Below are 13678 nucleotides of genomic sequence, written 5' to 3' on the forward strand. Positions count from 1 at the left end.
CCAGTTACGGACAGAAATTCATTACATATTAAATAAGATAACTCATAAAAGCTGTAGCGATTCCAAAATAAATCAAAATACTGATAATATCATTAATGGTCGTGATGAACGGACCGGACGCAACTGCAGGGTCAATCTTCAATCTGTGCATAAGCAGCGGAACAAGCGAACCTGCCAGTGTAGCGAAAATCAGTGTTACAAAGATTGATATGCCGACTAAAACCCCGAGGAAAAATTCACCTTTCCAAAAATAAACGACAAATGCAACCAGGATTCCGCATACCGCACCGGTTATCAAACCAGTACCAGCTTCCCTAAGGATAATGCTCCATTTGTTTTCTTTTTCAAGGTCTCCAGTGGCAATTCCCCTGACAGCTACCGCCAGCGCCTGGGTACCAGTATTACCAGCCATCCCTGCAATAAGCGGAATGAATACGGCCAGGATCGCGACCTGATCCAGGGTTTCTTCAAACCTTCCAATTAGGCTCGCTGTGAACATCCCGAGGAAGAGTAAAATGATCAGCCATGGCAGACGCTTCTTAGCAGCTGCCAATGGATTCCGGTCAACAGTGTCAAGGTCCGCGATACCTGCCAGCTTAGAGTAGTCATCGGATGCCTCTTCTTCCATGACGTCAATGATATCATCGACCGTGATGATTCCCAGGAGATGATTTTGAAAGTCCACGACTGGAAGAGCGAGAAAATTGTAATCCCGCATCATCCGCGCTACTTCTTCCTGGTCCTCTCCAACTGAAACAGAGACTACCCGGTCATTCATGACCTCTCCAATCATTGTCTCGTCATCCGCCACAATCAAGTCCCTTAAGGAAATGACCCCAGCTAGCCTTTTTTCCTCATCGACAACAAAAATATAGTAAATCGTCTCGGCGCGGGGTGCTTCTTTTTTCAGGATATACATGGCCGACCTGACCGTCTGGTTGGCAGAAATCGCAATGAATTCTGTCGTCATGATACTTCCTGCTGTGTATTCTTCATAATGCAGCAAGTCCTTGATTTCCTGTGCCGCTTCCTCATCCATGATCGTCAAATAACTGGCAACCTGGTCTTTATCCAGCTCATTCAGGACATCCACCGCGTCATCGGCATACATATTTGACAGCATGTCGGCTGCGTAGTTAGGATTCATTTGCGCCAATACATCTTTAAAATCCTCTTCATCTGCTTCCAGGTTCTCAAACAGATCAGCCATCTCTTCAGGTGAGAGGAAGTTATACACTTTCGCACGATCTTCGTCTTCGAGTTCACTGAAAAATTCAGCCTGATCGTACGGATGCAGGTCCAGAAATTCAGCTCGGAAATCATCAATCTTCTCAGAGTAAAGTGCTTCCAGCAGCAGTTCAGAATTAATTTTCTGCCTCGATGCCGATTCTTGGCGTTCTTCAGACATACACCTTACCCCCTTTCCTTTATGTACATTTCATTATACTAGCATTTATTGAAATCTTTGTCTTTTATCTACACTTTTTCACGTAAAATTGAGATGAGAAATCGTGATTTATACGAATGGTATTGATAACTGTCTATGCTTTAATATTCCCTTTTTCAATTTAAAACTTGTCTTTTTTTCAGCAAGCGGGAATGATAAATATATAAAAGGAGGACTGCCCATGAGACTTGATATTATTGGCGATATCCATGGCTGTTATGCTGAATTCGCAGAACTCACCCAGAAGCTTGGATATGACTGGGGTTCTGGCCTTCCGGTCCACCCGGACGGCCGACAGCTTGCTTTTGTCGGGGACTTGACAGACCGTGGGCCAGAATCGATAAAGACCGCCGAGCTGGTTTTGGAACTGGTGGTGGAAAAAAAGACCGCTTTCTATGTTCCCGGAAACCATTGCAATAAGCTGTATCGATATCTGTCAGGAAATAAAGTTCAGACGACTCATGGACTGGAGACAACGGTTGCGGAGTTTCTGTCATTGGATTCAAAACAGAAATATTCATTTCGTGAGAAATTCCTCCGTTTATATGACTCATCTCCTTTGTACCATGTACTCGATGAAGGCAGGCTTGTCATAGCCCATGCAGGTATTCGTGAAGACTATATAGGTAAAAACCATTCAAAAGTTAAAACCTTTGTCCTTTATGGTGACATCACTGGCCAGAATAATCCAGATGGAACTCCCGTACGGCGTGATTGGGCGAAGGATTATCAAGGGAAGGCAATCATTGTTTACGGCCATACACCGGTGAAGGAGCCGAGGATTGTAAATAATACCTATAATATCGATACAGGAGCTGTTTTTGGCGGTAAACTGTCTGCTCTTCGTTACCCAGAAATGGAATTACTGTCTGTTCCTTCCACCATGCCTTTTGTTTCCGAAAAATTCAGGGAGATATAATCAATACCCATATAAGAAACAAGCTAACCACCTGGCATAGGTGGTTAGCTAATTCATGGTTATTTTCCGATGAACATCTGTGTCCAATAGTTGCCTTGTGTTGTATGGCCAACACCAATATGGGTGAAATTCGGACTTAAGATGTTTTTTCGGTGTCCCTCGCTGTTCATCCATGCATTGACGACCTCTTCAGCACTTTGCTGTCCCATCGCAATGTTCTCTCCAGCTGAATTATAAGAAACGCCAAAATCCCTCATCATATCGAACGGTGACCCATAGGTAGGGCTCGTATGTGAGAAATAATTCTTTGCCTGCATATCATTTGATTTTTCCTGTGCAACGTTACTCAAAGCTGTATCGGGCTGCAGGTTTGGCAGACCATTTTTACGGCGCTGTTCGTTTGTCAGGTCAATGACTTTTGATTCAAAATCACTGATCTCCGTCCCGCTTGGTGCAGCTTTTTGCTCAGGAGCAGGTGCAGCTTCCTGCTGTGGTGCTTGTCGTTCTTGTGGTGCCGGTGCAGCTTCCTGTTCAGGTGCTGGCGCTGCTCCCTGTTCAGGTGCCGGCGTTGCTCCTTGCTCTGGTGCTGGGGCTGGCGCTGCTCCTTGCTNTGGTGCTGGGGCTGGCGCTGCTCCTTGCTCTGGTGCTGGAGTTCCCTGCTCTGGTGCTGGTGCTTTCTGTTGTGGCGCAGGAGCTGCTCCCTCTGCTGGTGCAGGAATTCCTCCCTTTTGGAAATCAGGGAGTTCAACATTGGTGCGGCCCTGTAAATCTTCAAACATTTTATTCAGATCTGCCTGTTGACCTTCTGTTAATGTCAACCTGCCTTGCATCATTTCGGTATGAGGATATTTAGAACTTGGGATCCCAGTGCTGTATGAGTTAGGGTCTACTGTGATATACCCATCAGGCATTTGCATGATTTCGCTTGTTGAATTAATGCCGGCTTGGTTAATCTTTGCTCTATTCGTATTTCTGTCGGCAGCATTTATTTCAGCTCTGCGTCTTTGTTGCTTTATTCTGTTCGCATCATTATCCCAATAGCTTGCCTGGTCTTTCCCCAGGGTAGTCACCCGGTTGTCGCGCAAATCCATCGCTTCATCGTTATTGTTATTACATGCTGCAAGACCTAATAACATGACAGCAGAGACTGCCATTATTTTTCCGTGTTTATAGATGTTCAAGTGCTGTTTCCTCCTTCATATATCATTTATTACCCACTTATGATTTGATTTTTTCAAGGGAAATATCTGATGAAATATTTGAGAAAAATGTAAAAAGGCAAGTCGGTGTTTACACCGACTTGCCCTTATCCAGCACTTCCTGCATATCCAATGGAAGACTTGAGGTAAAATGCATTTTTTTATGAAAAATAGGATGGGTGAAAATGAGTTCCCGGCAATGCAATGCCTGTCTCGATATTTTACTTTTATCGCCGCCATATAAAGTATCCCCCAGCAGCGGATGGCCAATTAAGCTCATATGCACCCTGATTTGATGGGTCCTTCCTGTCTTTAGCCTGAGGTGTGTATGGGTAAAGTCCCCATATCGTTCGCCAACCTTGTAGAGAGTACAAGCGTATTGTCCACTGGGATGCACTTCTCTTTCGATGATGCTGTCGGGTTTCCTCGCAATCGGGGCTTCAATTGTACCCTCATCCTGCTCGACGATTCCTTCAGCAAATGCCTCATAGCTGCGATTTACACCGCCGGCGCGCTGCTGCTTGCTTAGCAAATGATGGACATGACTATGTTTTGCAATCAGGACAAGCCCGGAAGTATCCCTGTCAAGCCTCGTAACAATATGGGTAGTCGCGGATATTCCGTTATCTTCATAATATCCGATCAATCCGCTGGCCAGACTCCCATAAGGATGCTCCCTCGAAGGGATCGTATTCATCCCGGCGGCCTTATTGACCACCAGCAAATACTCATCCTCATAAAGAATCGACAATGGAATCTTCTCCCCCTTCATCCCTTCAGAAGGAATTTCACGAGGGAACTCAATCCTGACAGAATCATCTGCCTTCAATATGTACCGGACATTTACTTCCTGGCCATTAACGGAAATGAATCCGCCCTTGAACTTAATATCAGTCAGGGCGGATTTAGAAATTTCCATCTGCTTGAGAAATTCCCTGAGCATCTTTCCCTCATCACTCATCCCGGCAGTAAATTCCAGTGTGAAGTTTTTCGCCATATCAGCGGCTCCTGTCTGCGTTGTTTCGTTAATGACATGTCAAAGTGTCCATTAAATTCGAGTTCTTAGACATTTTGGCTGTACTCGGGGTTAGAAATGTCTATTAAACGGGTTTCTTGGACATTTCGGGCGTGCTCGAGTGCTGAAATGTCCATTAAAACACGTTTCTTGGACATTTCGGGCGTGCTCGAGTGCTGAAATGTCCATTAAAACGGGTTTCTTGGACATTTCGGGCGTGCTCGGGCGTTGAAATGTCCATTAAAACANGNTTCTTGGACACTTCGGGCGTGCTCAAGTGCTGAAATGTCCATTAAAACACGTTTCTTGGACATTTCGGGCGTGCTCGGGCGTTGAAATGTCCATTAAAACANGNTTCTTGGACATTTCGGGCGTGCTCAAGTGCTGAAATGTCCATTAAAACACGTTTCTTGGACATTTTGGGCGTGCTCGAGTGCTGAAATGTCCATTAAAACACTTTCCTTAGACATTTCAGCCGTACCCAAGTGTCGAAATGTCCATTAAAAGACATTTCCGTCCTGCCCTAAGGCCGGAATCACCCTTAATCACTATCAGAGATAAACGAATCATGCACCCTTTTCCAGAATGGGAAAGGGCGGAATCGGGCGAATCGGATTTTTTCATCCGCTACCCGGAATTGGATTGATTTCACATCTTTATGCAATAAAGTCAAGTGGTCCACTGTCACCTGGAAATCAGGCCTGTTGACAGGTTTCAGTGTACAAGTATGGTGGTCAGGCAGGATCAATGGAGATCCCACAGTCCGGAACACTCGGTTGTTGATTGATGCCATTTCTGCTACCTGGACCGCTCTCAGAGATGGATGCAGGATGGCTCCGCCCAATGCTTTGTTATAGGCTGTGCTTCCGGATGGCGTGGAAACGCATAAACCATCTCCACGGAAGCGCTCGAAATGCTGGCCTCTGATTTCGACATCCATGACAAGCGTACCATCTACTGATTTAACTGTGGACTCATTCAAGGCAAGATACCTGGTTTCCCTGCCGCCATGCTGGTATCTGATGATGACTTCAAGCAGCGGATATTCGATAACTTGGTACGGCGTTTTGGCGATGGCGATGACGAGTTTTTCGATTTCTTCTGGGACCCAGTCGGCGTAAAAGCCAAGGTGCCCTGTATGTACTCCAATGAATGCGGTTTTATCCAGCCTGCTGCTATAGCGATGGAAGGCATACAAAAGCGTGCCATCCCCACCGACAGATATACAGATGTCTGGCTGGTCTTCATCATATTCTAAATCAAAGTCCAAAAGATACGTCCTCATTTTATGCATCAAAGTATTGGACCGGGAATCCCCCTTTGATGTGATCGCAAATTTCATGTTTCAAACACCCCTGCATATCGGATTTTAACTATTTCTTCCCATCCTGCTGCATTTCTTTTTTACGTGTGAAAAATGCTTGTGCGTCTTGAATTTCTCCCCTGATTGTCGACATCTCTTCATCAAGGCGGAACGCAGCCTCTGCTGCCCGCTGCAGCCTGGTTTTAATATCTTCTGGAAAAAGCCCCTTGTATTTATAGTTCAATGAATGCTCCACCGTTGCCCAGAAATTCATGGCCAGCGTCCTGATCTGGATTTCGGCAAGGATATTCTTTTCTCCCCTTATCGTCTGGACTGGATAACGGATGACTACATGGTAGGAGCGGTATCCGCTTGCCTTTTTATGCGAGATATAATCCCTCTCCTCAATGATTTCAAAATCATTCCGACTCCTCAACTGTTCCACCACTGTCTTAATGTCGTCCACGAACTGGCACATGATTCTCAACCCGGCGATATCCTGCATTTCGGAATCGAGTTTATCAAGTGAAATCCCCTTTTGATGGGCTTTATCGAGTATGCTTGCAATAGGCTTTACCCTTCCTGTGACGAATTCAATCGGGGAATGGTCGGAATGAAGCTCATATTGGCTCCTGATTCCTTTAAGCTTTACCTTCAATTCCTCAACAGCGTGCTTGTAAGGTTCTAAAAATTGATCCCAGTGTTTCACATCAGTCACCTCATCCGGTTCTTTTCACGAAAGCTTAAGCGGAGGGTGCCGCAAAAACCTGTTCTACTTTCGTGACCATTTCCTCTCCATAGTTGCTGTTCCCTGTTATATTTTCAATCAGATATTCCATTTCACCACGGAAGCTTTCCAATTTCAGCTTGCCGCTGGCATTTGTTAAAAACACTTCAAGCCCGCCCTGGATCCCTTGCTGAATCGCACTCCAGGCAGATTCGGGAATGGTGACATATTGATATCCATCTTCATTATCAACAATATAAATAAAGGATAATTGATCAGAATCCACAAGCATTTGCCCTGTTGCTGAAAGGCTTGTTATGTTTGTCTCCAAGTCTGTATAAAGCAGGAGCTCATCTTTTTCTACTTTTGCATCTGTAACGATAATCTTTTTACTCATTTTTTCAACCTCCATAATCTTTTTTATTTTATCATATCGAACCATTTTCTACTAAAGATTGAAGCAAACAGGATTTCGCGAGATAATAAGGACAGCTTATTGGAAAGGGCGGAGTGTTGTGAGCCAGAATATCGAGATCGAATTCAAGAACATGCTGACAGAGGAAGAATTCAACTTCCTGGCAAATTACTTCAAGCTGGAGCCGGAACACTTTAAAAAACAGATCAACCATTATTTTGATACACCTTCATTCTCATTGAAGGAAAAAGGATCTGCCCTCAGGATCAGGGAGAAAGGCAATGCTTTTGAAATGACGCTAAAACAGCCTGCCAAACAGGGGTTGCTCGAAACGAACCAGAACCTTTCTGCAGACCAGGCAGAACAAAGCTTGAAAACAGGCAAGTTGCCTGAAGGTGAAGTTAGGGACGCTGTATCGAATTTAATTTCGGATATAGAACATCTTCAATACTTCGGCTCGCTGACAACGGTGCGCGCAGAGGTTGAGTACAAAGAAGGATTGCTGGTCCTGGACCATAGTTACTATTTAAATACAGAAGATTTTGAGCTAGAATATGAAGTGACAAATGAGTCTGAGGGATTTCGAAATTATTCCAATTTACTCACAGAACTAAAAATACCTGTTCGACAAACCGATAATAAGATCAAACGCTTTTACGCTAAAAAGTACAATCTTTTAAGAGAATAGACCAGGCAGGAGAATCATGATGAATGTTGATCAGTTAAAAGCCATGCTTGAATTGCAGGCGCTTCAAAATTTCAATAAGGCCCCAGGCCAATCAGGAAACGGCCTTTTTCAGGATATGCTTTCTGGCATTCTAAATGACCAGAGCAATGCTCTTGGCGCCACGGCAACAAGGCTGGAAGAGCTGTTCGAAAGTGCTCAGGCAGCGGTCAGCTCATATGATATAAACAAACAGAACATCGCACAAATGCTCCCACCCATTCAACTGACAAGGGTAGCGGCCAGGAATAATGCTGATTTTGATGGAATGATCGACCAGGCGGCTGCTATGTTCAATATACCAGCTAAGCTGATCAAATCCGTCATTCAAAAGGAATCCAATTTTAATCCCAATGCGGTGAGCCACGCTGGCGCCTCCGGGTTGATGCAATTGATGCCTTCAACAGCGAGAGGCCTGGGTGTAAAGAATGTCTTTGACCCGGCAGACAATATTATTGGAGGAGCTAAATATCTTCGGCAAATGCTAGACAGATACAACAATGATATCGAGCTCGCGCTTGCAGCATATAATGCTGGCCCCGGTAATGTTGATAAATATGGGGGAATTCCCCCATTCAAGGAAACACAGAACTACGTCAGGAAAGTCACCGACGTTTATTATAGTTAAAAGGATAATATTTCCACTATTTTCGCCCGCCTGTCAGTGGTAACAGGCGGTTTTTTTGTGTAAATTAGTAAAGCAAACTGAAATCAATTAACCTAAAAGACAGTTTTCGCGGAACACAAGCCGATTTGTTTGAGATATAAATTTAGCATTGCTACAATAAATAGCATAACTATCAAAGCAGAATGAAATTTCTAAAATCTATTTTAAAGGAGTTATCAATATGGTTGAGAATAAGACCTTACCATTCGAAGCCATTGGCGAAGGGACACTTCACCGGCTGGTCGATGCTTTTTACCACCGCGTTGGATTGCATCCTGATCTTGCTCCTATTTTCCCGGACGACTTAACGGAAACTGCCCGTAAACAAAAGCAGTTCCTGACTCAATATTTAGGCGGGCCGCCCTTATATACGAATGAACATGGCCATCCAATGCTTCGCGCCAGACATCTGCCGTTCGAAATTACGCCGACTAGGGCGAAAGCGTGGCTGTCCTGCATGACAGAGGCCATGGATGAAGTGGGACTCGAAGGCTCTGTCAGGGAGGATTTTTACGCCAGGCTCAATCTTACCGCACAGCATATGATCAATACACCAGATGAAGAAATCGGTGAGAACTCATGAGACTCAGCCGTGAAAATCTTTTAAGCTATGACCCATCGGAATACTGCCATAGCTTAGATAAGAAGCCTATAGAAATTTATATGTTCGTCGATCCGCTTTGTCCTGAATGTTGGGCCCTTGAGCCAATCATTAAAAAGCTGCACATCGAATATGGCAGGTATTTTTCAATCAGGCATATATTGAGCGGCCGTCTTGCCACCCTGAACATGAACCGGAGAAAACGCTACGAAACAATTGCGGAACTTTGGGAAAAGACAGCAAGCAGAACAGGCATGTCCTGTGACGGAACCCTTTGGTTTGAAAACCCTGTTTCGTCGCCTTATTTAGCATCGATTGCCATCAAATCGGCGGAACTGCAGGGAAAAAAGAAGGGAATCAGATTCCTGCGCAAGCTCCAGGAAGTGTTGTTTCTTGAAAAACAGAATGTCTCGAATTTTGAAGTGCTTAAAAACTGTGCCAGAAGCGTCGGCTTAGACGTTGAGGAATTCGTCACAGATATCCATTCTGAAACAGCAGCAAAGGCATTCCAGTGTGATTTGAAAATCACGAATGAAATGGATGTCCAGGAAATCCCGACGCTTGTCTTTTTCAATGCCAATGTTGAGGAAGAAGGCATCAAGATTACCGGACTCTATCCATATGAGGTATACGTGCAGATTCTCGAAGAAATGCTCCAGCAGAAACCGGACGCAGCCCAGCCGCCAAGCCTGGAACACTTTTTGCAGCAGTACAAAATGGTTGCCTCCAAGGAAGTGGCTGTTGTATACGATATGACAGTACCCCAGGCTGAAAAAGAATTAAAGAAGCTAATGTTAAAGCAACAGGTCGAACAAATCCCGGCAAAATACGGGATGTTCTGGCGATATCTAGAAGGATGACCGTGCAGGTGCACGGTCATTTTTTTTGTGGATCGGTGTTGCCGTCTTGAATGATTACAATGCACGCAGAAAAAGGCCTTGCAGCTCTCCAACTGCAAGGCCTTTTTTCTATTTTATACGAACAAAGGGGATGGGAGAAATTTTTCACGGTCAAACAAAGGGGTAAATGTTTGCTTGTGATCAACTTCACGCCATAAATATACCATAGGAATTCCCACCTTAACAATACACTTGTGTGTTATTTCACAATATTGTCAAATACCATTCATCTTTATCTGGACAGAAGCATATATATCAATTATAAAGTGATCCGGAGTGATGTTTGTGGGTAAAATCGGTCTCTTCCTTATAGCATTGTTCATACTTTTTTCTTTTGTACTCCATATCGGGGGATTGATGCACCTTATCCCTTTGTACTTGACCTCCCCTCTCTTGTTTTTCTCCCTTTTTATTTTACTGATATACTTAAATAACCGAAAAAAGTTCAAAGGATTCTAAAGACGAAAAGCAACCGGCTGCAATGATGCAGCCGTTTTTTCATATTAGGACAGCAGTGCTTCCATTTCGTTTAGTTTTTCTTCGAACACCTTCAAGGCTTCCTCGATTGGTTCCGAACTTGTCATATCGACGCCTGCTTTTTTCAGGACTTCGATCGGGTAATCCGAGCTTCCTGATTTCAAGAATTCAATATAGCGCTCTACGGCTGGCTGTCCTTCTTCAAGGATTTGTTTGCTCAGCGCTGTCGCTGCACTGAAGCCTGTCGCATACTGGTAAACATAGTAATTGTAGTAGAAATGCGGAATCCTGGACCATTCAAGACCGATTTCTTCATCAATGATGATATCTTCTTCACCGAAGTACTTTTTGTTGAGCTCATAATAATCCTTTGTCAGTGCATCAGCTGTCAGTGCTTCGTTATTCTGGGCTTTCTGGTGGATCATATGTTCAAATTCAGCAAACATCGTCTGTCTGAAAACTGTTCCACGGAAGCCTTCAAGATAATGATTCAGTAGGTACAGACGCTTCTGCTCGTCATCGATGGTCTTAAGCATATAATCATTCAATAACGCTTCATTGCAGGTTGACGCCACTTCAGCAACGAAAATGGAGTAATTGCCGTAAGGATACGGCTGCGTTTTCCTTGTATAGTAGCTGTGTACGGAATGTCCGAACTCATGGGCAAGCGTGAATAAGTTATTCACATTGTCCTGCCAGTTCATCAGGATATATGGATTTGTGCCATATGCGCCTGAAGAGTAGGCTCCGCTTCGCTTTCCTTTATTCTCATACACATCCACCCAGCGATTTTCGAATCCTTCTTTAAGGATGTTGTTATATTCATCACCAAGAGGCGCTAAACCCTTTAGGACGTATTCTTTTGCTTCTCCATAAGGGATTTCCATTTTAACATCCTTAACAAGCGGTGTGTAAAGGTCATACATATGGAGCTTCTCGAGACCCAGTACCTTCCTGCGTAGCTTCACGTATCTGTGAAGCAGGTGCAGGTTGTCATTCACCGTGTTGACAAGGTTCTCATATACACTTTCAGGGATATTGTTCGCAGATAATGCAGCATGCCTGGCAGAATCATATTTGCGGATTCTTGCATTGAAATTATCCTTCTTGACATTCCCGCTCAATGTGCTGGAGAAAGTATTTTTGAAGCTGCCATACGTTTTGTATACCGCTTTAAAAGCATCCTCACGTACTCTGCGATCCTCACTTTCAAGGAAACGGATGTAACGGCCATGAGTGATTTCCACATCTTCCCCATTCTCATCCTTGATTGATGGGAATTCCAGATCCGCATTGTTAAGCATGCCAAAGGTGTTTGAAGGTGAGCTCATTACCTCTCCTGCCTGTGCAAGCAACGCTTCTTCTTCGGCAGAAAGGACATGCGGCCGCTGGAGATTGATTTCCTCCAATGCATGCTCATAAAGCTTCAGCTCTTCTTTCTCCCGCAAGAAGCCTTTGATTGTTTCTTCTTCGACAGCGAGGATTTCCGGCACAATATATGCCAGGGCGCTTCCTGCCTGGGAATAGAGATTCTTGATCCGGTCATCCAGTCCTTGATAAAAAGAATTCGTAGTATCCTGGTCATAGCGCATGTGTGCATATGTATATAGTCTGCCAAGACGCTCAAGCAGCTTATCCTGCAATTGAAGGGCATCGTACAGCTCGCCGGCACTTTCCCCTAGTTTCCCCTGATACTCCTGGACAGAAGGAATCATGCCTTTCACTTCATTGAATTCTTTTTCCCAGGCATCATCACTTGCGAAAATATCTTCAAGTCTCCACGTATTCTCAGTGGCAGTCTCATCTCTTGATGGCAATTTTTTTACTGCTGATTCATTTGACATATGGATCCTCCTCACAAAATTTCGGAATTCGAAAAACTTTTCTACTATCATATATTCGATAATATCTGCTCATTTCCTTCAAAAAAAACGAAGGGGATGAAAAGTTTTTTCGGTAACTTCCTTATTTTACTCTTTAATTTCTTTTTTCATGTTATTGGAATACTGATTGAACGATTTTATTTTCATACTCAGCAAAAAAATCGGCTTCAGCCTCCATCTGGCTGTTGATTGAGGAAGGAAATTGAATAACCTTAAGCATCTTCACCGTCCTCGTATCTATCTTTTCCAAGTACCCAATTCTGGTTAAAAGAAAAACATATTCTGCTAAAGCTACCCAGGCATCTCCCTGTCCGGCAGCGGGCAGGATCCTCAGCTTGATATCGCCTATATTAATCCGGTCAGCAAACGCTGTCTTGATCTTTGCATAATGGATGAAGTCCCCTGCTTTATGATGACGGAAGACATCGAGATAGAGGTATGTTTGCCAGATGAGGGATGGTGTTTCTATATAGGGGCTCGAGTGGACGGGCAGTCCAAGGACAGGGGAAAGAGTTAGTAAGCTTAAACGATTACGGTACAATTCTTTTAGGAAACGATTTTGCCATGCCCCGGGATTCATCAGATAACGGGATTTCAGCTTTTGATTTTCTGTTTGCCAGATCTTTATAAATGGAAATGGCTTTGATTTTGGATTTAACAGGTCCTCTATTGAAGAATTCCTCAGACTTTTCACTTCAAGTTTTGTGATCGTTTTTCTTGTAGAAATGGGGATGGAACCGAACAGGTTGATGAGTTGGCCTGAGATTGGGCAAAAAGCGGGAATATTCCAGGCCTGGTGATGTTTTCGCAGATATAGATAGAGGAATTGGTTCACAGATACAACCATATGGGATTTGCGTTTGATCAGGTTTTCGGCTGCGATCCATATTGGTATCACACCATGTGCATAATAGGTTTTCGTCCTTTTATCAAAAATATCTGCTGGGATCACTGAACATTGAAATTCAATTGCATATTTTTGTCCGTTCCAATCAAAGGCGATATCCGGTTTTTGTCTCATCTGCTGATCAAACTTTTCAAGTTCGGCCGGAATTCCCTGTTTCTTTAGCCAATCATACAATTTAAGCTTACCGGAAAGGTGATACTCTGATTCTCGATCATATTCATATTGGCAGCTTCCGCTTGCTGTATGGGAGAAATGCCAGATTTTTTTGTTGCCGAGCTTCATGATTACTTCGTCGCCGCATTCCGGACAGAAGAACTTTTCCCTGGACCTGACCTTCTCCAATTCTTCTTTGGTCACGCCGTTCGCGAGCGAAAATACTTCGCCATTCAATTTATTTGCCACCAGCAAATTTTCCGCCTCCTTCCTCCACTTACTATTCGGGAATTCAGGAGTGAAAACCTTTAATGACTTAAATGATTAACAAAATGTTCACAG

Annotated in this window: 13 protein-coding genes; 5 read left to right on the forward strand and 8 right to left on the reverse strand. The window is 43.9% G+C overall.

The annotated features are described in order from the left end of the window. Positions 1-28 precede the first annotated feature (28 nt). Positions 29-1408, reverse strand: coding sequence for a magnesium transporter (gene mgtE / locus ACNAZ4_RS03030; RefSeq protein WP_415812702.1), 1380 nt, complete (start codon positions 1406-1408; stop codon positions 29-31). A gap of 220 nt (positions 1409-1628) precedes the next feature. On the opposite strand from mgtE, the gene prpE reads away from it, so the two are divergent. Next, a complete protein-coding gene (prpE, locus tag ACNAZ4_RS03035; RefSeq protein WP_415812703.1) occupies positions 1629-2366 on the forward strand; it encodes a bis(5'-nucleosyl)-tetraphosphatase PrpE in 738 nt (245 codons plus the stop codon). Between the two features lie 59 nt (positions 2367-2425). On the opposite strand, the gene ACNAZ4_RS03040 is transcribed toward prpE, so the two are convergent. The 5 genes from ACNAZ4_RS03040 to ACNAZ4_RS03060 all read right to left on the reverse strand — a co-directional run. Beyond that, the coding region (locus ACNAZ4_RS03040; RefSeq protein ID WP_415812704.1) for a CAP domain-containing protein at positions 2426-2976 on the reverse strand (551 nt) is incomplete at its 5' end. Between the two features lie 680 nt (positions 2977-3656). Then, positions 3657-4562, reverse strand: coding sequence for an RluA family pseudouridine synthase (locus ACNAZ4_RS03045; RefSeq protein ID WP_415812705.1), 906 nt, complete (start codon positions 4560-4562; stop codon positions 3657-3659). A 559-nt stretch (positions 4563-5121) separates the two neighbouring features. Beyond that, positions 5122-5922, reverse strand: coding sequence for an NAD kinase (locus tag ACNAZ4_RS03050; RefSeq protein WP_415812706.1), 801 nt, complete (start codon positions 5920-5922; stop codon positions 5122-5124). A 31-nt stretch (positions 5923-5953) separates the two neighbouring features. Further along, positions 5954-6592 (reverse strand): GTP pyrophosphokinase, encoded by a 639-nt coding sequence (locus ACNAZ4_RS03055; protein ID WP_415812707.1) that lies wholly within the window; start codon positions 6590-6592, stop codon positions 5954-5956. A gap of 34 nt (positions 6593-6626) precedes the next feature. Further along, on the reverse strand, positions 6627-7007 hold the full coding sequence (locus ACNAZ4_RS03060) for a UPF0738 family protein (protein ID WP_415812708.1): 381 nt from the start codon (positions 7005-7007) through the stop codon (positions 6627-6629). A 118-nt stretch (positions 7008-7125) separates the two neighbouring features. Between ACNAZ4_RS03060 and ACNAZ4_RS03065 the strand changes: the two genes are divergently transcribed. The 4 genes from ACNAZ4_RS03065 (at position 7126) to ACNAZ4_RS03080 (ending at position 9877) form a co-directional block, all read left to right on the forward strand. Then, positions 7126-7713, forward strand: coding sequence for a CYTH domain-containing protein (locus ACNAZ4_RS03065; protein ID WP_415812709.1), 588 nt, complete (start codon positions 7126-7128; stop codon positions 7711-7713). Between the two features lie 19 nt (positions 7714-7732). Beyond that, on the forward strand, positions 7733-8377 hold the full coding sequence (locus ACNAZ4_RS03070; protein ID WP_415812997.1) for a lytic transglycosylase domain-containing protein: 645 nt from the start codon (positions 7733-7735) through the stop codon (positions 8375-8377). Positions 8378-8597: 220 nt separating this feature from the next. Then, positions 8598-8999 (forward strand): globin domain-containing protein, encoded by a 402-nt coding sequence (locus ACNAZ4_RS03075; protein ID WP_415812710.1) that lies wholly within the window; start codon positions 8598-8600, stop codon positions 8997-8999. Beyond that, positions 8996-9877, forward strand: a complete 882-nt coding sequence (locus tag ACNAZ4_RS03080) for a ClpXP adapter SpxH family protein (protein ID WP_415812711.1) — start codon at positions 8996-8998, stop codon at positions 9875-9877. Before ACNAZ4_RS03075 ends, ACNAZ4_RS03080 begins: the two co-directional genes overlap by 4 nt. A 542-nt stretch (positions 9878-10419) precedes the next feature. On the opposite strand, the gene pepF is transcribed toward ACNAZ4_RS03080, so the two are convergent. Next, positions 10420-12237 carry an oligoendopeptidase F gene (gene pepF, locus ACNAZ4_RS03085; RefSeq protein ID WP_415812712.1) on the reverse strand — a complete coding sequence of 606 codons (1818 nt, stop codon included), beginning with the start codon at positions 12235-12237 and terminating at the stop codon, positions 10420-10422. 151 nt (positions 12238-12388) lie between these two features. After that, on the reverse strand, positions 12389-13585 hold the full coding sequence (locus tag ACNAZ4_RS03090; RefSeq protein ID WP_415812998.1) for a competence protein CoiA: 1197 nt from the start codon (positions 13583-13585) through the stop codon (positions 12389-12391). Between the last annotated feature and the right edge of the window lie 93 nt (positions 13586-13678).

Origin of the sequence: Mesobacillus thioparans (assembly GCF_965138835.1) — a bacterium.
Lineage (GTDB): Bacteria > Bacillota > Bacilli > Bacillales > Cytobacillaceae > Mesobacillus > Mesobacillus thioparans.

What these genes read in the sequence shown, in the direction of transcription:
- mgtE (WP_415812702.1), bottom strand. Translation starts at nt 1,408, where the DNA reads ATGTCTGAAGAACGCCAAGAATCGGCATCGAGGCAGAAAATTAATTCT.
- prpE (WP_415812703.1), top strand. Translation starts at nt 1,629, where the DNA reads ATGAGACTTGATATTATTGGCGATATCCATGGCTGTTATGCTGAATTC.
- ACNAZ4_RS03045 (WP_415812705.1), bottom strand. Translation starts at nt 4,562, where the DNA reads ATGGCGAAAAACTTCACACTGGAATTTACTGCCGGGATGAGTGATGAG.
- ACNAZ4_RS03050 (WP_415812706.1), bottom strand. Translation starts at nt 5,922, where the DNA reads ATGAAATTTGCGATCACATCAAAGGGGGATTCCCGGTCCAATACTTTG.
- ACNAZ4_RS03060 (WP_415812708.1), bottom strand. Translation starts at nt 7,007, where the DNA reads ATGAGTAAAAAGATTATCGTTACAGATGCAAAAGTAGAAAAAGATGAG.
- ACNAZ4_RS03070 (WP_415812997.1), top strand. Translation starts at nt 7,733, where the DNA reads ATGAATGTTGATCAGTTAAAAGCCATGCTTGAATTGCAGGCGCTTCAA.
- ACNAZ4_RS03075 (WP_415812710.1), top strand. Translation starts at nt 8,598, where the DNA reads ATGGTTGAGAATAAGACCTTACCATTCGAAGCCATTGGCGAAGGGACA.
- ACNAZ4_RS03080 (WP_415812711.1), top strand. Translation starts at nt 8,996, where the DNA reads ATGAGACTCAGCCGTGAAAATCTTTTAAGCTATGACCCATCGGAATAC.
- pepF (WP_415812712.1), bottom strand. Translation starts at nt 12,237, where the DNA reads ATGTCAAATGAATCAGCAGTAAAAAAATTGCCATCAAGAGATGAGACT.